Origin of the sequence: Streptomyces canus, assembly GCF_001514145.1 — a bacterium.
Lineage (GTDB): Bacteria > Actinomycetota > Actinomycetes > Streptomycetales > Streptomycetaceae > Streptomyces > Streptomyces canus.
In genome coordinates this window covers 903324-921790 of the sequence record NZ_KQ948657.1, presented here as the reverse complement: position 1 = coordinate 921790, position 18467 = coordinate 903324, and the positions used below count along the sequence as shown (strand labels likewise).

The following is an 18467-nucleotide window of genomic DNA, read 5'->3' as shown; positions in this document are numbered from 1 at the left end:
GCAGCGTCCGAAGCCCGCGTCCGCCTCACGTCAGTGGATGGACGCCCCCGCTCACGTGCACGCGCTCCCCGCCGCACAGCTCGAAGCGCTCGCCGTTCGCCGCGTACGTCACCGTGCTCGGCAGCAGCACCGGTGCCCTGAACTCCGCCCGGACCAGCACCGCTTGGGGCGTGCCGTGGGCGGCCAGGCAGCGGGCCGCCGTCCACATGCCGTGCGCGATCGCCCTCGGGAAGCCGAAGAGGCGGGCCGTGAGCGGGTACAGGTGGATCGGGTTGCGGTCGCCGGACGCGGCGGCGTAACGCCGGCCGATGTCCCCGGCCAGCCGCCACTCGTCGACGCCGGGCAGCGGTTCATGCCGCTCGCGGTCCTGCTCCCGGTCGGTTCCCTTCGTGCGGTGCCGGGCCAGATACGTGCTCACCGACTCCCATACGACCTCCTCGCCCACCCGCAGCTCGGTGACCACCGCGGCCTCCGTACCGCGCCGGTGCGGCGCCAACCCGTCGACGTACACGGTGAGTTCGTACTCGCCCGTGGCCACCAGCCCCCGGTACCGCGTGATCTCGATCGACGTGTGCACGAGCCCGAGCAACGGCAGTGGGAAGTCCCGCCCGCTCATCAGGCTCATGGCCAGGGGAAAGCCCAGCACATGGGGATACGTCACCGGCAACGCGTCCTCCCCGGTGGGGAACCCGCACACCCGCTCGTAGGCGGCGAGCCGCGCGAGGTCCACCCGCAGACCGGGTAGCACCAGCCGGGTGCGGGGGAAGTCCGCGGTCGCGGCGGGCCGCTTGAAGGGGGAGCGCAGGGCGCCCACGGCCAGGAGGGGAGTGAGGGAGGGAGACTGAGCGAGGACGGTGAGCGGTCCGCGGGGATCCGGGCCCGGGCCGTTCGACTCCTCGCCGCACGACCCCCCGGCCTGCCCGTCGTCCGAGTGCATCCCCACTACGCCCCCAGCAGACTCTGGCCGCACACCCGCACGACCTGCCCGTTCACCGCGCCGGACGCGGGGTGCGCCAGCCACGCCGTCGTCTCGGCCACGTCGGCCGGCAGCCCGCCCTGGCCGAGGGAGTTCATCCGCCGCCCCGCCTCCCGGATGAACAGCGGGATCGCCGCCGTCATCTTCGTCTCGATGAACCCGGGAGCGACCGCGTTCACCGTGACCCCGTGCTCGGCCCGCGCCCGGGGCGCCAGCGAGCGCACCAGCCCGACGACACCGGCCTTGCTCGCGCCGTAGTTCGTCTGCCCGGCGTTCCCCGCGAGCCCCGCGATGGACGCGGTGGCGACGATCCGCCCGCCCCGCCTCAGCGTGCCCGTCTCCAGCAGCGCGTCCGTCGTGCGCAGCACGCTCGCCAGATTCACCTCGAGCACCGAACTCCAGCGCTCCGCGGGCATGTTGACCAGCCGCCGGTCCCGGGTGATCCCCGCGTTATGGACCAGCACGTCCAGCCCCTCGGGGAGCGCCTCCGCGATCCGCGCGCCCGCGTCCGCGGCCGTGATGTCCAGCGCGAGGGCACTGCCCCCCAGCCGCGCGGCAAGCTGCTCGGCATCCGCCTGCGCCCCCGGCACATCGAGTACGACCACCCGGGCCCCGTCCCTGGCCAGCGTCTCGGCGACCGCCGCACCGATGCCCCGCGCCCCGCCGGTCACCAGGGCCGTCCGCCCGGCGAGCGGGAGGGACCAGTCGACGTCGGCCTCCTGCGCCGCCCCGACCTCGATCACCTGACCGCTGACGTACGCCGACTTGGGGGAGAGCAGGAAACGCAGCGTCGACTCGGCCGCGGACGCATCGGTGAGCCGTACGAGGTTGACCGTTCTGCCCCGCCCGATCTCCTTGCCCAGCGAGCGCGTGAATCCCTCCAACGCCTGCTGGGCGGCGGCCTGGTGATGGTCCACGGGATCGAGCGGCGCCCCCAGGACGACGACCCGCCCGCTCTCGGCGACCGACCGCAGGACCGGGTGCAGTGCCGCGTGCACCTCCGCGAGCCCCTCGACGTCCCCCACCCCGGTGGCGTCGAGGAGCACCGCGGCCGGGGTGCCCGACGGGGACGAGAACGCCGGACCGGAAAGCTGTGACTTCCCCGCGGTGAGATGCAGCACCCCGCCCTCGAACCCCGGGGACCCCTCCGACCACCGCCGCAGAACGGCAGGTTGCGGAAGCCCCAGGCGGCGGGTGAGGAACCGACCCGGCGCGGTACCGGTGAAGCTCAGATAGCGGTCGGCCATGTCCATCTCCCGGGTCGGTCGCAGATTCCTTACTCTGGAGTAAGGTTACCGTAGGTAAGGCTATGTCCGAGGTGAGGAGCTGGTGGAAATGAGCCCCCTGAAGCCGCCGGTCGCCCGGCGCGTGGCGATCGTCGCCGGTGCCCGCGTCCCCTTCGCCCGCTCGGACGGCCCGTACGCCACCGCCTCGAACCAGGACATGCTCACCGCCGTCCTCGACGCCCTCGTCGAACGCCAGGGGCTCCAAGGGTCCGGCGCGGTCGGGGAGTTCGTCGCGGGTGCCGTCCTCAAGCACAGCCGCGACTTCAACCTCGCGCGCGAGACGGTCCTCGGCTCGAAACTGGACCCGCGCACCCCGGCGTACGACATCCAGCAGGCCTGTGGGACCGGCCTCCAGGCCGTCATCGCCGCCGCCAACAAGATCGCCCTGGGGCAGACGGAATCCGCGATCGCGGGCGGTGCGGACACCGCGAGCGACGCACCCCTCGGCGTCAACGACGACCTGCGCCGCATCCTGCTGGAGGCCCGGCGCGCGAAGTCGGCCGGCGCCCGCCTGAAGGCGCTCGCGCGCATCCGTCCGACCCACCTGGTCCCCGACATCCCCCGCAACGCCGAACCCCGCACCGGCCTGTCCATGGGCGAGCACGCTGCCGTCACCGCTCGCGCGTGGGGCGTGACGCGGGAGGCCCAGGACGAGTTGGCCGCGACGAGTCACCAGCGGCTGGCGGCGGCGTACGAACGCGGCTTCTTCCAGGAGTTGGTGGTTCCCTTCCGCGGGCTGGCCCGCGACCAGAACCTCCGCCCCGACTCGACGCCTGGCAAACTCGCCACACTCAAGCCGGTGTTCGGGCTCAAGGACCCCGACCCGACCATGACGGCCGGGAATTCGACCCCGCTGACGGACGGCGCCGCGGTCGTGCTGCTGGCGTCGGAGGAATGGGCCGAGGCGCGCGGGCTGGAGGTACTGGCCTACCTCACGGCGTGCGAGACGGCGGCCGTGGACTTCGTGCAAGGAGATGTCGTACAGGGAGAGGACGGGCTGCTCATGGCCCCCGCCCACGCCGTCCCCCGCATGCTGGAGCGGGCCGGTCTCGGCATGGACGACTTCGACCTGGTCGAGATCCACGAGGCCTTCGCCTCCCAGGTCCTGGCGACCCTCGCGGCCTGGGAGAAGCAGGGCCTGGCCCCGGTGGACCGGGCCCGCCTCAACGTCACCGGATCCTCCCTCGCCACCGGGCATCCCTTCGCCGCGACCGGTGCGAGGATCGTCGCCACGCTCGCGAAACTGCTGGCCGAACGGGACGGCCCGGGCCGCGGCCTGATCTCCGTGTGCGCGGCGGGCGGGCAGGGGGTGACGGCGATTCTGGAGCGTCCGTAAGCGTCGACAGCTGACAAAGTCTCACTTTGCGGTCGAGGTTGCACAGTCCCGGCTCCGGACCATCAACGAACCCGCACAGACCCCCCACTTGAGCCACTTAGGATCACCGTCCTAACCCCAGGTAACCCTTCCAGGCGCACTCGCGGGTGAACGCCCCGGTACGTCCCCTGCGTACCTCATGCAGCGGAACGCTACCGAGCTGCACGTCCCAGGAGCTGACCATGTCCCTCTCGTACGTGTCCGGTCACGACTACGACGGCGCACCCGTGCTCGTGGAACCCGAGATCGTGCGGCTGGACGGTGAGGTCCGCGAGGTGTCGGTGCCGCCGCTGGTCCCGCCGCTGACGCATGGCTCGCTCGCCGACCTGCCCTTCGACAACGCCGAGGCGGCGCCGGAGCAGCGGGTGATGAGCCGCCGTACGGAGGACGGCCGCTGGGTCGATCTGACGGCGGCGGAGTTCGCGCGGCAGGTGCTGGCCGTGGCGAAGGGCCTGATCTCGGAGGGCCTGATGCCGGGCGACCGGGTCGCGATCATGGCGCGCACGACGTACGAGTGGACGCTCCTCGACTTCGCCGCCTGGGCCGCGGGCCTGGTGACGGTCCCCATCTACCCCACGTCCTCCGTCTTCCAGACCCGTTTCATCCTCCAGGACTCCGGCGCGGTCGCCCTGGTGACGGAGACGGCCGGCCAGGCCGCCGCCCTCGGTCCCGAGCTCAGCCGCCTTCCCGACCTGCGGCACATGTGGATCATGGAGAAGGGCCATGTGGAGCGCCTGGGGGAGCTCGGCCAGGCCGTCCCCGACCAGGAGATCGGCGTACGGCGCGGCATGCTGGGCCCGGGCACGGTCGCCACCGTCGTCTACACCTCCGGCACCACCGGCCGCCCCAAGGGCTGTGTGCTCAGCCACGGCAACTTCCTCGCCGAGGTCGACAACGCGATCGAGCTCCTCTACCCGGTCTTCAAGTCGAAGTCGGACGAGGCGGACCTGGCGACCCTCCTCTTCCTGCCCATCTCGCACGTCTTCGGCCGCATGGTGGCCATCGCCTGCGTCCGCGCCCGCGTCCGCCTCGGCCACGCGCCGAGTCTCCAGGCCGAGGACCTGCTGGCCGACCTGAGCAGCTTCAAGCCGACCTTCCTCCTCGTGATCCCCTACATGCTGGAGAAGGTCTTCAACAACGCCCGCGCCAAGGCGGAGAGCGGCGGCCGGGTGACGGTCTTCGACCGCGCGACCAACGTCGCCGTCCGCTACGGCGAGGCGATGGAGACCCGTCACGCGGGCACCGGCTCCGGCCCGGGCGCGGCCCTCAGAGCCGCCCGCACCTTCTACGACCCGCTCGTGTACCGCCGTATCCGCAACGCCATGGGCGGCAGGATCCGGCACATCATCTCCGGCGGCTCCCCGCTCGGCCGCCGGCTCGCCGCGTTCTACGCGGGCGCGGGCATGGAGATCTACGAGGGCTACGGCCTGACGGAGTCGACCGGGGCCGCGACCTGCACCCCTCCCCTGAAGCCCCGCCTGGGCACGGTAGGCTGGCCCATCCCGGGCACCCGGGTCCGCATCGCGGCGGACGGTGAGATCCTGCTGAACGGCGGTCAGGTGTTCCGGGGTTACTGGGACCCGTACGGCGAGGGGGTGGCCCCCGCCTCGGCCGACGGCTGGTTCCCGACCGGCGACATCGGACAGCTGGACGACGAGGGCTATCTGACGATCACGGGCCGCAAGAAGGAGATCCTGATCACGGCCGGCGGCAAGAACGTCGCCCCGGCCCCGCTGGAGAACTGGCTCCGCTCGCACCCCCTGATCTCGCAGTGCATGGTCCTCGGTGACCGCCGCCCCTACATCTCGGCCCTGATCAGCCTGGACATGGACGGCGTCAACCACTGGCGCCAGATGAACGGCAAACACCCTGTTCCCGCCGAACTCCTCATCAACGACGAGGAGTTGAGGGCGGTCCTGCAACGCGCGGTGGACGAGGCGAACAAGATGGTCTCCCGCCCCGAGTCCATCCGCCGCTTCACCGTCCTGCCGACCGACCTCACCGAGGCGGCGGGCCATCTGACCCCGTCGATGAAACTGCGCCGGGAAGCGGTCATGCGGGACTTCGCGGGGGCGATCGAGGGGCTGTACGAGCGCTGAGCGCCGTGGGGGGTGGAGACCTCATGAAGACGTTTGCGGTTCGCTGCAAGTGTGACCTAGGTTAGGTGTACGAAACGGTTTCGGACCGATGTGGGTGGTCCGAGCAATCCGAGCCCCATGAGGGGAGCACCATCGTGGAAGCCATTCCGGCAGCCACCGCCCAGGTCGTGCCGTCCGGCCAGTCCCAGGCCCCGTCGAAACACCGATGGTGGGCACTGGCCGTGATCGGCCTCGCCCAGCTCATGGTCGTGCTCGACGCCACGATCGTGAACATCGCGCTGCCGTCCGCGCAGCAGGACCTGGGCTTCGACAACAACGGCCGGCAGTGGATCGTCACCGCCTACTCCCTCGCCTTCGGAAGCCTGCTGCTGCTCGGCGGCCGCCTCGCCGACCTCTTCGGCCGCAAGACGACCTTCATCATCGGCATTGTCGGCTTCGCCGCCGCCTCCGCGGTCGGCGGCGCGGCGAACGGCTTCACCATGCTGGTCGTCGCGCGCGCGGTGCAGGGCCTGTTCGGCGCCCTGCTCGCCCCGGCGGCCCTCTCCCTGCTCACGACGACGTTCACCGAACCCAAGGAACGCGCCAGGGCGTTCGGCATCTTCGGAGCCATCGCCGGTTCCGGCGCCGCCGTCGGCCTGGTCCTCGGCGGTCTGCTCACCGAGTACCTGGACTGGCGCTGGACGCTGTACGTCAACGACGTCATCGCGGTGCTCGCGCTGGTCGGCGCGCTCGTCTTCATCGGCCGCTCCGTCCCGGCCGAACGGCCCCGGCTGGACATCCCCGGCGTGGTCCTGGTCTCCGGCGGCCTGTTCGGCGTCGTCTACGGCTTCGCCAACGCGGAGACGCACGACTGGGACAACTGGATGACCTGGGGCTTCCTCGCCGCGGGCGGGGTCCTGCTGGTGGCGTTCTTCCTCTGGCAGGCGCGGGCGAAGCACCCCGTGCTGCCGTTGCGGGTCCTCGCCGACCGCGACCGCGCCGCCGCGCTGTCGACCATCCTCATCTCGTCCGCCGGGATGTTCGGTGTCTTCCTCTTCCTCACCTACTACCTCCAGTCGACGCTGGGCTATTCACCGGTCAAGAACGGCGTGGCCTTCCTGCCCATGGTGGGCGCGCTGATGGTGATGGCGCAGCTGTCCACCAACTGGCTGGTCCCGAAGATCGGCCCCAAGATCGTCGTACCCCTCGGCATGCTGGTGGCCGCGGGCGGCATGGTCTGGCTGACCCGCCTCGGCCTCGACAGCAGTTACGCCTCCCACGTGCTGCCGCCCCTCCTGCTGCTCGGCGCGGGGCTCGGCATGTCGATGCCCGCGGCGATGAGCTACGCCACCCTCGGGGTGCAGGCGAACGACCAGGGCGTGGCCTCGGCCGCCCTCAACACCACCCAGCAGGTGGGCGGTTCGATCAGCACCGCGCTGCTGAACACCCTGGCCGCCACCGCCGCCACGAACTACGCCAAGGACCACCTGTCCGACCCGCTGGTCAAGGCGAACGCGGCGCTGCACAGCTACGAGGTCGCCTACTGGTGGTCGGCGGGTTTCTTCGCCGTCGGCGTGATCATCACGGCGCTGCTGTTCCGTGCGAAGAGGAGGGAGACCGCCCCTGCGGAGCAGGCCGAGGCGCCGGCCGAGGCCACGCCCACCGCCCCCACGGTCACCGCTCCCGCCGTGGACACGGCGGCGCCCGTCATCCGCGGACAGGTGCGCGACGGCACGGGCGCCCCCGTACCCCGCACCGCGATCACCCTGCTCGACGGCTCCGGCCGCCAGCTGGCCCGCGCCACCTCCGGCGAGGACGGCACGTATGCCCTCGACACCGCCCAGCGCGGCAGCCTGGTCCTCATCGGCTCGGCGCCGGGCCACCAGCCGCACGTTGTCACCCTGAGCGTGAACGGCGCGCCCGTCTCCCACGACCTCGTGATCCTGCCCAGCCCCGGCGGCCTGGCCGGTACGGTGCGCGGCGTGAACGGCGAGCCCCTGTCCGGTGCGCTGGTGGTGGCCACCGACCAGCGCGGTGACGTGACGGCCTCCGTCACCGCCGGGACGGACGGCGGTTACCGGCTCGGTGACCTGCTGCCCGGCGACTACACGCTGAGCGTCAGCGCACCCGGCCACCGCCCGGTGGCCGTACCCGCGACCGTCTCCGCCGAGACCGCCCGCCTCGACATCGAGCTGACGGCCGCGGCGACCCTGCGGGGCACGGTCCACACCCCGGACGGACGTGCCCTGGACGACGCCCGGGTCACCCTGATCGACGCCGCGGGCAACGTCGTCGGGACGCGCACCACGAGCGTCGACGGCGGCTACGCCTTCACCGACCTCGCGAGCGAGCAGTACACGGTGATCGCGAGCGGGTACCCGCCGGTGGCCACCCAGGTCACCGTGAACGGCAGCCAGGACGGGGTCGACCTCAGGCTGAGCCACAAGGAGGCGTAGGAGCGCAGGGAGACGTGGAGGGACGTACGCGGCTGCCGGTTCTCCTCAGCAGCCCCGTACGTCCTTCGTCAGCACCCCCTGCTCCGTCGCGAGCGTGTGGTCGTAGCAGGTGCCGGGCGCGCGGAGCCGGTACCGCTCGCTCGTGGTGGCGACCGCGTGCCGGTCCTCGCGGGCCACGCCGAGGGTGAAGGTGGCGTCGCCCTGGTAGGTGTCGTCGATGCGGGTGGCGCCCGAACGGGCGTGGTCGCCCACGGACATGAGGACCCGCAGCCGGTTCGCGCTGTCGATGGTGGCGCGGCCGTCGATGGTGTAGGTGCGGTCGGTGCGGGACAAGTGGCCGTTGGACGTGACGAGTTGGTGGTCGGTCCACGTGCCGGTCTGGTCGTCCGTGTTCTCGTCGGGCGTCCACTGGTGGTCGATCGCCGTGGTCAGGGTCCGCTCGACTGTCGTGCTGACCCGGCCGTGGGAGGTGTTCAGATACCCGCTGACCTTCAGATGGTCCTTGCCCGAGGTCACGAGATGCCGCAGCGAGCCGTCGGTGAAGGTGTTGCCCACCGCGGGAGCGTCCTTCTTGTACGACGTCACGGCCCCCGTCACCACCGACTTGTGGGCGTCCTGCCACACCAGGACGTTGGTCGGCGCGCTCCACCCGGTCTGCCCGGCCGGCACTCCGACCACCTGGACGTCCACGGTGTGCGCCTTGCCATCATTGAGGAGGCCCGCGAACGGGGTCAGGTCGAAGGTCAGCGGACGTACGTCGAAAGCGGTCGGGGACGGAATCACCGACCACAGATAGGGCGACCAGCCGCCGGTCCACACGTTCGGGTACGGCGACGCGATCCCGGCGACCTTCCCGTCCACGCTCACCTGAACTTCGCGGTAGGGCCCGTCGTCCCCGCCCCGGCAGGAGTACGACGCGGAGGGCGTGGTCGCCGAGTACCAGAACTCCTCGCAGCCGCCGCCCGATCCGGTCGCGTACACCTCGGCGAGGACGCGCTCGGAGTTGCGCGGGACGGTGAGGGAGGCGCCGGTGGTGACGCTGTCCTGATCGCTGAGCGGGATGACCTGGTCCGGGGCGGACGAGGCGTGACCGGGCCCGGGGGCGTAGAAGGTGAGCGTCACCTTGACGTCGAGCACGCCCGTGTAGGTGTCGTTGACAACGTTGCCGATGAGCATGTCGACGGACTGCGCGCTGCTCAGCGTCTTCTCGTACTCGGTGACGTCCTTCTGGACGGACCAGTTGATCCCGTCCTGCGAGGGCTCCGGAGTGGACGTCCGGAACACCTGCACCCCACCGATGTCGAGGTATCCCAGCCGGTCGTACTGCCGCCCCTTCACGTTCCCGTCCATCCGCAGCACGACCTTCGACCACCGCCCCGGGGTCCCGCAGCCGGTCGGCGGTGTGTACGTCCCCGTGTACGGCGTGAAGTCCTTGAACTGCGCCTGCGCGACCGTGACCGAACACGCCTTGGTGTGCGGGGTGCTGATCGGCGGGGCGGCGGTGACGGGGTCGTGGTAGTCGGTGCCGAACTCGACGGGGACCGTGGTGGCGGACGCCGTGCCCAGCGACAGGGCGAGAGCGGCGAGTGCGCCGGTCAGCGTGGCCGCCGCCCTGGCCGGACGTATCGGGGATCTCATGGGTCTCATAGGGCGCAGTGAACACACGGATTCCGGCCGCGGCCAAGGGGACTTGGAGAGGTCTTGACCAATCCCGGTCCTTTCGCTGACCGGCGTCCGTCCTACAACCATGCCCCGGCGCCGTGAGTCTTCTCCTCGCCAGACTCATGATCACCGCAGGAGACTCATGTTCACCCGAAGCACCTTCCGCCTGGCACTGGCCACGGCCACGGCCGTGTCCCTGACCGGCGGACTGCTCACCCTCTCCGTGAGCACCGCGAGCGCGGCCACCCCGGCGAAGTACGCCGACGACTTCAACGGCGACGGCTACCGCGACTACGCCGTCGCCGGCCTCGGCGGCGAGGTCGCCGTGACCTACGGGACGGCCACCGGCACCGGCACCGCCACGAAGACGTTCACGCAGTCCAGCGCGGGTATCCCGGGAACCGTCGGTGACGCGGGCGGCTACGGGGACGCGTTCGGCGAGGACATCGCCACCGCCGACCTCAACCGCGACGGCTACGCCGACCTCGCCGTCGCCGACTTCACCGAGAAGGTGAGCGGCAAGGCGGGCTCCGGCGCGGTCACCATCCTGTGGGGCAGGAAGACCGGCCTCACCGGTACCGACGCCACCCGCCTCAAGGTCACCGCCCGCTCCGACCAGGGCTTCGGGAAGGAGATAGAGACCGGTGACTTCAACGGCGACGGCAAGGCCGACCTGGCCATCGCCAACGCCATCGACTCCGTCTACATCTACCGCGGCGGCTTCGCCAAGTCCGGTACGACGGGCAAGGTCACCAAGCACACCCGCGACGACATTCTCGAACCCACGGGCATGGTCGCCGGCAAGGTCACCAAGGACAAGGCGACCGATCTCTATCTCCTGGGCCAGGGCTACCACAGCGACAAGATGACCCAGGACGCGTGGTTCCTGCGGGGCGGCTCCACCATCAAGCCCGGCAAGGTCACCGTCGTCAACGGCTCGACCCCCGACTACAGCCCCACCGGTGTCGTCGCCGACTTCGACAAGGACGGCTACGGCGACCTCGCGGTCAGCGACACCCGATACAACAACAAGGCGGGCTCGGTGGTCGTCTGGCGCGGCGGCAGCACCGGTCCGACGACGAAGTACCGGCTCACGCAGTCCACCGCGGGCGTTGCCACGGCCGCTACGACGCGCGACTACTTCGGCTCCGACCTCTCCGCCGGGGACACCAACGGCGACGGCTACGCGGACCTGGCGGTCGGTGTGTATTCCGAGAAGGTCGGCTCGATGGAGGACGCGGGCGGCGTCCACGTCCTGCGCGGCGGAAAGTCCGGCCTGACCGGCAAGAACTCCCAGTGGTTCACGCGTGCGACGGCGGGCGTCCCCGGAAACCCCATCGAGTACGAGAGCTTCGGCTCCCTCGTCCGCCTGCGCGACATCGACCGCGACGGCGACAAGGACCTGCTGGTGTCGAGCGACTACTACGGCCCGGGTGTGCTGCTTCCCGGCACGGGTTCCGGCATCACAGGGACCGGTGCCCGGGAACTCAACGTGGTGGCCGCGTTCCCGCAGTAGGAGAGAGAAAGGCCGACCAGGCCGTGGGGGAGAGGGTGAGGTGAGGGCCGGTGGGGTGTTTGGAGTCGCGGAGGTGGATGGTGTGGGGGGTGACGGCGACTTCCAGGCACTCGCCGCCCTCGCCACCGCTGTAGCTGGACTTGAACCAGTTGAGCTGCTCGACGGTCATAGCTCCTCCAGCTTCTGCTCGATCAACTTCCGGGACTCCGAGGGGGAGAGCGCCATCGCTCGCATGATCCCATAGCGGTCAGCGATCTTCCTGACCTCTTCCGAGTCGGTGATCAATCGGGGGTACCCCTGTACCTCTGTGTACGCCACCTGCCCATGTCCCTTGGGCGTCAGCAGGTTGAACGCGCCGTCCATGTTGGGGTGTTCCTCCAGCCTGGACGGCATGACCTGAATCTCGATGTTCCGCATGCCTCCGACGCGGAGCAGGTGTCGAAGTTGGTCCGGGTGCACGCGTCGCCCACCGATCGGCCGGTCCAGCACGATCTCTTCGAGGACGTAGCTCACCATCGGCGACGGCCAACGCTCGAAGACCTGTTGGCGGGAGAGTCGGTCCGCGACACGCTTCTCGATCGTCTCCTCGTCGAGGAGCGGACGTCGTCTGGCGAACACGGCCCGCGCGTAGTCCTCGGTCTGCAACAGGCCCGGCACCCCATGGTTGGCGTAGAAATGCAGCTCGACCGCCTCCGCCTCCAACCCGGCGTAGCTCCGATACCACTCCGGATGCCGTGTCCGAGTCTTCGCCATCGCCTCCTCGACCTCGGGGAGGACCTCCTTCAACAGACCCCCGGCGTCCAGCAGTTCGTCCGCCTTGATCAGGACCTCCGGCCGAAGTGTCCGCACCCCCCTCTCCATGTAGGACACCGCATCGGGGCCGTATCCCACCAGCTCCCCGAACTCCTTCTGCGTCAGCCCCTTCCGCTCCCGCAAGAGCTTCACCATCTTGCCCAGCGCGACGAACAACCCCGCCGTACCGTCCGCCTCCGCAGGCGTCTCCGGCCTCCGCTCACCCACGCGCCTCACCCCTCCCACGCGACAACCCGTACACCGAACCGACCGCACCCGTACAGCTACTCAGCGTCGCCGAGTCGCACCTGGTCAGCGTAGAGAGAACCCAGCACGCTCAGTGACGTGAACGCCGAAATCTCCACCCCCACCGACGAACTGACCCAGCGTCTGAGCGCGACGCCCCGCGGCGCACGCCTCGCCCGCAGACTCACGGCCACCCAGCTCGCGGCATGGGGCCACCCCCACGACACCGAGGTGAACGACACCGCGCAGCACCTCGTCGCCGAACTCGCCGCCAACGCGGTGACCCACGGCCGCGTACCCGGACGGGACTTCGAGCTGCGTCTCCTCCTGCTCCCGGAGAACACGCTCCGTATCGAGGTGAGCGACCCCCGAGGCGACCGCCGGCTCCGGTACGTCAACGACGAGGACGGCGAACACGGCCGGGGACTGATCCTCGTGACCCTCCTCGCCGACACCTGGGGCGTCACGGAGCGGGACGTGGGCAAGACGGTGTGGGCGGAGATCGGGCTCAGGCGGCCGTGAGATTCTTCCTCCTGTACGAGGGAAACAGAGAGGACGTGCCGCTATGCCGCAGGCCGATGAAGTCGTCGCTGCATGGGAGCGCATCGTCCGTTGGCTCCGAAGGAACGCTCCGGTCAGTGCGGAGGCGCTTCGTCCTGGGGCCTCGGACGAGGAGATCGCGCGCCTCAACGAGGAGCTGGGATTCGACATCCCGGACGTTCTCGAGGTCTGGCTCCGCATGAACAACGGGAGTACCGCGAAGGATTCCGCGAAGCCCATTCCCGGTGGCGGGACCGCCCGCCTTCCGCATCGCGACTCGATCGTCCTGCCGGGCGGAATGAGGTTCCTCGGCTGCGAGGACGTGGCCCGCCGTCGCTCGGAGTATCTGCACATCGCCCAGGACATCGGGGACGACGAGTACTGGCGGCCGTCATGGATTCCGGTGATGGAGAAGAGCGACGGGCCGTACGGAGTCATTCTGGACGCTCAGAACGCTCCTGGCCCGCCACCTCTTCTGACATTCGACGAGGGCGACTATCCGACCTTCTTCCTGCCCTCTCTCGAGGACTTCCTCCGGCCTCTTGCCGATCTGCTGGAAACCGGTTCGGCGCCCGGCTCCGTCATGGAGCACGAGCGCTTCACCGTTACCGACGAAAGACTCCGCTGGACGAACTGACCGGGATCCTCAGTTCGGCTTGGCCACGTCGAGCCAGTAGTCGTCCTTGTCCATTACCCGGTAGTTCCGGCGGAACGTCGGGAACAGCGACATGGACTGGGTGTTCTGGTTGTTGGACATGCTCGAGCGTCCGCAGACCTCGTTCCAGGTCGGAAGGGGGTAGCGCAGGTCCGGATGGAGCCGCCACAGGCCGTCGGAGTCCTTCTTCGCGTAGGTCTGAAGGCAGTCGTCACCGGAGCCGACGGGGTTGGTGCCGCCCAGAGAGGACGGCGTACCGCCACTCTGGTAGCTCTTGGCGAAGGCGAGTTCGTCGCAGCTGGGTGTGTCCTCGTTCGAGGAGGCAAGCTCCGGTGACAGCGTGACGGTCTGGTTGCGCTCCCAGCTGTCCGGGCATATGAGGTCCCTGTTGGCCTTGCTCTGTTTCTTGCTCGGATCGGTGGGGGACATCACGGCGTCGCCGAGGTAGGTCAGCGCCTGGCCCTGGCCCTTGAGCCCGAGGTGGGCCGGCAGCTCGTGCTGGAACAGCCATGCGTGGGCCGCCGCGGCCGGGAACTTCTGGGAGTTCATGGAGTAGGTCGGCTTGTAGTAGTCGAAGATGCAGCCGGGCGTCGTGGTGACGGTGGTGTCGCAGCGCAGTTCGGAGTAGCGGTCGGTGCCGATGGCGGCCTCGGTCTCCGACGGGACGTCCGCGACGAGGGCGCCGAGCTTCCACTGCATGCCCAGCAGGTCCACCGAGAGGGACTGTCCCCAGATCATGGCCGTCTGTATCTCCCCGACGTGCCGGTCACCGGTCGCCCAGTCCCAGGTGTCGGAGGTGTTCCATATCTGGTTGGCGGTCGTGCAGTCGATGGAGCAGACGGCGGCCGAGGTGATGGTGACGGGCGCTGTCGCTCCCACACCGGTCGCCGCGGTGGGTATGAGTTTCAGCAGGGCGTTGGAGGTCGCGTTGTTCGAGTAGGTCTTGAGTTCTGCCTGCTCGTCGAACTCCATGGTCCCGATGATGTTCTGGTCCTGGTCGACGATGACGACGGTGACGTGGTCCTTGATGCAGGCCTCGGTGCGGTTGACCCACTGCTGGCCGAGGTTGAAGGGTTCGGCGTTGCACCAGGTGACGAAGCTGCCCGGCCGGTCGGCGAGGACCGCGCTCACGGAGGCGGCGGAGGTGGCCGACGGTCCGGCCGGTCCGCCTCCGGCGATGACGCTCATGCCGACGTCGGTCGGGGTGGTGATGTCCGCCGGCTGAGCGGCGTTGACGTCGGGGTCGTGGAAGGTCAGATCCGAGGGGATACCGCTGTAGTCGCCGGGCACGAACGCGACGGCGTCGTAGGCCACGTCCTTGTCGGCGGCGCCGTCCGGTGTGGAGTTGGACAGCCGGACCTCCGGCGCCTGGTCCTTGAAGTTGTAGGCGCCGAGGGAGACCCATGTGTCGGACTCGTTGGCGTTCTGGTCGACGGTCTTGGTCACCGTGCCGAACGGCGTGACGACCTGGTACGAGGCGTTGGTGACCTGAGCGCCGGTGTCCGGGATGTGCACGTAGACCTTGGCCTGGCTGCCGGAGATGGCCGAGTTCAGCTTCCAGTCGCCGAGGATGGTCATGCGCCCCCCGTCACCGCCCAGGTGGGCGGTGTCGCGTGCGTGTGTGTACCAGAAGTGGCCCTGGTAGCCGCCGCCGATCTGGTGCAGGTCGGCCTTGGCGTCGTACTGGCCGAGGCCCGGGCCGGTGGCGTTCGGATCGGGGTAGAAGGTGAACTGGAACGAGCCGTCGGTACTGGTCGTTCCGCAGCTGCTCCACGTGTTGACGCCCGCGGGATCGGAGTCGACCACCTGCGCACCGGAGGGCGCGCCGGAGCAGACGGGTGTGCCGTACTGGAGGCGAGAGCCACGCCCTGGCTCGCTGACCAGGGTCTGGTACTTGATGTTCTCGAAGCCGCAGGTCGTGGCGCAGTCGGACTTCCAGGTGGCGTTGGAGGCGTTCCACCAGTACGGGGTGTAGCAGGCGGCGTCGGAGCAGTTGGGCGGATTGGCCGCGTCACAGCCGTTCTGCGCGTTGCAGAACGTGTCCAGCGGCGGCGAGACGTGGGCCCGGTTGTACGTCGCGTTGCCCGGGAGTGTGTACGGGCCGGCTGCGCCGTTCCAGTAGGCGGGCCGGAAGCCGGCCGAGGAGAAGCCGGACTCGCCGGGCCAGTCCTGGCGGCCCGAGGTGGCGTAGGAGTGGCCGGTGTCGATGGACCAGGCGGCCCATCCCATCACCTTCTCCTCGTACGGCCACTTCTGGGGCTGGGCGGCGTCCTTGGCGGCGAGGGGGTCGACGTCGGTGTTCATGAAGCTCAGCCGGGACGCGGGATAGACCGGGTTGGCCGGGTTGTTGTACCAGCCCAGGCCCCAGTTGCCGTTGGTGCCCTCGTCCGCCTTCGTGTTGAAGCCGAGGTTGTAGTTCCACACGGCGGCGAACCAGTTCTCTGGCTTGGCCGGGTCGTCGTTGTTCACGGTGATCGTCTGGCCGGACTCGTGCACCTCGTTCCACTTGTCGGCGAGGATGTACAGCGAGGCGGCGATGTTGGTGGCGTAGTCGAGGGCGACCGCGCGCTGCGTGCTGACCGGGAGGGACGTCTCGCCCTCCTTCTCGTATCCGGCCTTGCGCATACCGTCGGTGACCTGGCCGACGCCGTAGCCGCAGTCGGACTTGTCCCAGTTGATCGTCCAGTAGTCGGCGAGCGTGCCGCCGGTCTGGTGTCCGTAGTACCCGTCGACGGCCGCGAGCGGGCTGCCCATCTGGCCGGGGATGGCGCCGGATTCGGCCTGCCACAGGTTGGACTCCTGGGCGAGGATGCCCAGTTCGACCTGGGCGGGGATACGGCCGCTGGTGCCGTTCAGCGTGGGGGCGGGGAACATGCCCTGCGGGTCGATGGTGGAGAGCCCGGTCTGGGAGCGCCAGCCGCCCTGGGTGAGGTAGCCGGAGCGCAGATCGCCCCGGACGGCCATGTCCACGGCCCACTCGACCTGGTTCGGCGTGGGCTGAAGAGCCTGGGTGGCGGTGTCGTTGCGGGGCACGGAGCACCAGGCGTCGGTGTCGACCGGGTCGTTGGCCCGCGGGTCGTCGTCGGCCGTGGTCAGCATGCTCATCGTGGACATCTGAGGCTTCGAGGAGCCGGTGAGCGCGGGGGAGGTGCTGCCGCCCGCGGTGGTGCCGGGCGCGGCGGCCGTCTGGGTCGTGCGCCTGCCCGTGTGCGGAACGGTGCCGGTGATGGTCAGGGCGTGGCTGATGCGGCCCGGTGTCGTCTGCGCCGCGGGTTCCCTGGTCGTGGTCCTGCTGAAGTCCCGCCCGGCGTCCTCGATGTTGTCGACGCCCGCGAGCACCGCCGGGGAGACGACGGGGTCGACGGCCAGACGTCCGCGGGTGGAGACGTCCGCGTCGGGTGAGACGTTCAGGGGTGTGATGCCGCTGGCCGCGAAGTTCTTGCCGCGGCTCGCCCTACCGGTGAGGTAGACCGTGCCGTCCGTGCCCTGACGCAGGTTCATCGCGGTGAGTGGGCCGCTCGCGACGGTCGTCTTCCTGCCATGGGCGTAGGTCTGTACGTCGGCGCCGGTGTCGCCGGTGCGGTCGAGGTAGGTGACCGTGCCGTCGCCGGTCACGCGGATACCGTACGGGGCGTGCTCGGTGGCGGCGAGCTCGGTGGTCCTGCCCTTGCGGTCGACGTGGACGAGCCGGTTTCCGGCGGCAGCGATCACCCCGTCCCCGGTGGGCACGGCGGAGGTGATCTCGCCTTTCGCCGTGGTGTCGGCAAGGGTGGCGCCCTTGGTGTCCACCGTGACCAGGCGCGTCTGGGCGTCACGCAGCGCGGTGAAGGCGGCCGTGTGCGTGGCCGGATTGCAGGTCGGGTCGAAGTAGGCCAGGGACGCGGTGAACGGCAGCTTGGTGACGCTGCCGTCGTCGAGGTTCACGATCGCCGTGAACGCGCCGCCCATCATCAGGTCCGGCTTGTTGGAGAAGGTGCGGGGAGCGTAGACGACGGCCGCGTGGTGGTCGTCCATGACACAGCTGTTGCCGATCCAGGTGTCGGCCGGAAGCTGCGGCTCACTCAGCACCGTGACCGTCTTCCACGCGTAGGCGTTCTTGCTGTCCGCGACGAGCAGATGCAGTCCGTCGCTGTCGGCGGCGCTGGTCACGGCCCGGTCGCCGGAGGTCTTCCAGCCCTTGCCCAGGGTGGTGTCCGGAGCCTTGACGGCCCCCTTCGGAGCAGCGGGCGCCGGGTTCGACGTGGGGGTGGGCCTGGGGGAGGGGGGTTTCGCGGCGGCGGGCTGGACCTGTATCAGCCCCGCCACCGCGGCGGTGGCGGCGAGAATCGTCAGCGCTCTTCGTCTTTCACGACGGGAGGTCACTGTGACTCCTCTTCTGTACGTCGGTGATCGTGACGCGGATCGCGCCGGCGGGCAGCTTGTCGACGTTCCCGATCGTGGCCCGGGTCGCCATGGTGTGGTGGGCCGCGAGGCCGCCGCTGGTGACGACCTGCCGGTAGGAGGCCTTGTCGGCTCCGTCGCCGATCTCCACCGTGAAGTACACGCTGTACATGGCGGCTTCGGGACCGTTGTTGGTGATGGTGAACGGGATCTGGAGCAGCTTGTACGGAAGCCGGTGCGGGGTGTAGGCGAGGACCTCGCCGTGTTCGGCGCGGGCCATCGGCTTGCCGTAGCCGTAAGTGCTCGGCGCCCGTGTTCCGGTGGGTTGCGATGTGACGAGAGTGGTGGGCAGCGGCCCGTGGTCCGATGCCCGCGACGCGGTACCGGAGGCCTGCGATGCGGTGTTGGAGGCGTGTGTGGCGCGTACGCCGCCGTAGACCACCGCACCGACGAGGGCTGCGACTACGGCGGCTCCGGCCAGGAGGGGGCGCAGGTGCCGCATGGC

At 69.9% G+C, this 18467-nt stretch carries 13 protein-coding genes; 6 read left to right on the top strand and 7 right to left on the bottom strand.

The annotated features are described in order from the left end of the window. Positions 1 to 25: 25 nt before the first annotated feature. The gene (locus tag AQJ46_RS09030) at positions 26 to 937 is read right to left on the bottom strand and encodes a MaoC family dehydratase (RefSeq protein ID WP_059205155.1); all 912 of its coding nucleotides are present in this window, start codon (positions 935 to 937) and stop codon (positions 26 to 28) included. A gap of 5 nt (positions 938 to 942) precedes the next feature. Continuing rightward, the gene (locus AQJ46_RS09025) at positions 943 to 2223 is read right to left on the bottom strand and encodes a 3-oxoacyl-ACP reductase (RefSeq protein WP_059205154.1); all 1281 of its coding nucleotides are present in this window, start codon (positions 2221 to 2223) and stop codon (positions 943 to 945) included. 88 nt (positions 2224 to 2311) lie between these two features. Here AQJ46_RS09025 and AQJ46_RS09020 point away from each other — a divergent pair, with 88 nt between their 5' ends. The 3 genes from AQJ46_RS09020 (at position 2312) to AQJ46_RS09010 (ending at position 8171) form a co-directional block, all read left to right on the top strand. Beyond that, entirely contained in the window at positions 2312 to 3598 is a 1287-nt protein-coding gene (locus AQJ46_RS09020) for an acetyl-CoA C-acetyltransferase (RefSeq protein WP_059205020.1), read from the top strand. A gap of 221 nt (positions 3599 to 3819) precedes the next feature. After that, the gene (locus AQJ46_RS09015) at positions 3820 to 5736 is read left to right on the top strand and encodes an AMP-dependent synthetase/ligase (protein WP_059205019.1); all 1917 of its coding nucleotides are present in this window, start codon (positions 3820 to 3822) and stop codon (positions 5734 to 5736) included. Between the two features lie 134 nt (positions 5737 to 5870). Beyond that, entirely contained in the window at positions 5871 to 8171 is a 2301-nt protein-coding gene (locus AQJ46_RS09010) for an MFS transporter (protein WP_059205018.1), read from the top strand. A gap of 45 nt (positions 8172 to 8216) precedes the next feature. Here the strand turns inward: AQJ46_RS09010 and AQJ46_RS09005 are convergent, their stop codons facing one another. Then, positions 8217 to 9809 (bottom strand): peptide-N4-asparagine amidase, encoded by a 1593-nt coding sequence (locus AQJ46_RS09005; RefSeq protein WP_059205017.1) that lies wholly within the window; start codon positions 9807 to 9809, stop codon positions 8217 to 8219. Positions 9810 to 9975: 166 nt separating this feature from the next. Here AQJ46_RS09005 and AQJ46_RS09000 point away from each other — a divergent pair, with 166 nt between their 5' ends. Further along, positions 9976 to 11349: an FG-GAP and VCBS repeat-containing protein gene (locus tag AQJ46_RS09000; RefSeq protein WP_059205016.1), complete on the top strand. Its 1374-nt coding sequence runs from the start codon at positions 9976 to 9978 to the stop codon at positions 11347 to 11349. Here the strand turns inward: AQJ46_RS09000 and AQJ46_RS51955 are convergent. Together AQJ46_RS51955 and AQJ46_RS08995 are read right to left on the bottom strand one after the other, a co-directional pair. Next, positions 11321 to 11518 carry a DUF397 domain-containing protein gene (locus tag AQJ46_RS51955; RefSeq protein WP_079072182.1) on the bottom strand — a complete coding sequence of 66 codons (198 nt, stop codon included), beginning with the start codon at positions 11516 to 11518 and terminating at the stop codon, positions 11321 to 11323. The two genes, AQJ46_RS09000 and AQJ46_RS51955, sit on opposite strands and share 29 nt — an antisense overlap. Further along, a complete protein-coding gene (locus tag AQJ46_RS08995; protein WP_208616905.1) occupies positions 11515 to 12369 on the bottom strand; it encodes a helix-turn-helix domain-containing protein in 855 nt (284 codons plus the stop codon). Before AQJ46_RS08995 ends, AQJ46_RS51955 begins: the two co-directional genes overlap by 4 nt. A 117-nt stretch (positions 12370 to 12486) precedes the next feature. On the opposite strand from AQJ46_RS08995, the gene AQJ46_RS08990 reads away from it, so the two are divergent. Together AQJ46_RS08990 and AQJ46_RS08985 are read left to right on the top strand one after the other, a co-directional pair. Then, positions 12487 to 12909: an ATP-binding protein gene (locus tag AQJ46_RS08990; RefSeq protein WP_059205014.1), complete on the top strand. Its 423-nt coding sequence runs from the start codon at positions 12487 to 12489 to the stop codon at positions 12907 to 12909. A gap of 43 nt (positions 12910 to 12952) precedes the next feature. Next, positions 12953 to 13564 (top strand): SMI1/KNR4 family protein, encoded by a 612-nt coding sequence (locus AQJ46_RS08985; protein WP_059205013.1) that lies wholly within the window; start codon positions 12953 to 12955, stop codon positions 13562 to 13564. Between the two features lie 9 nt (positions 13565 to 13573). Here AQJ46_RS08985 and AQJ46_RS08980 read toward each other — a convergent pair whose 3' ends face one another. Together AQJ46_RS08980 and AQJ46_RS54115 are read right to left on the bottom strand one after the other, a co-directional pair. After that, on the bottom strand, positions 13574 to 17944 hold the full coding sequence (locus AQJ46_RS08980) for a golvesin C-terminal-like domain-containing protein (protein WP_225887274.1): 4371 nt from the start codon (positions 17942 to 17944) through the stop codon (positions 13574 to 13576). Beyond that, on the bottom strand, positions 17928 to 18464 hold the full coding sequence (locus AQJ46_RS54115; RefSeq protein WP_059205012.1) for a hypothetical protein: 537 nt from the start codon (positions 18462 to 18464) through the stop codon (positions 17928 to 17930). The genes AQJ46_RS08980 and AQJ46_RS54115 overlap by 17 nt, the downstream gene beginning before the upstream one ends. Positions 18465 to 18467 lie beyond the last annotated feature (3 nt).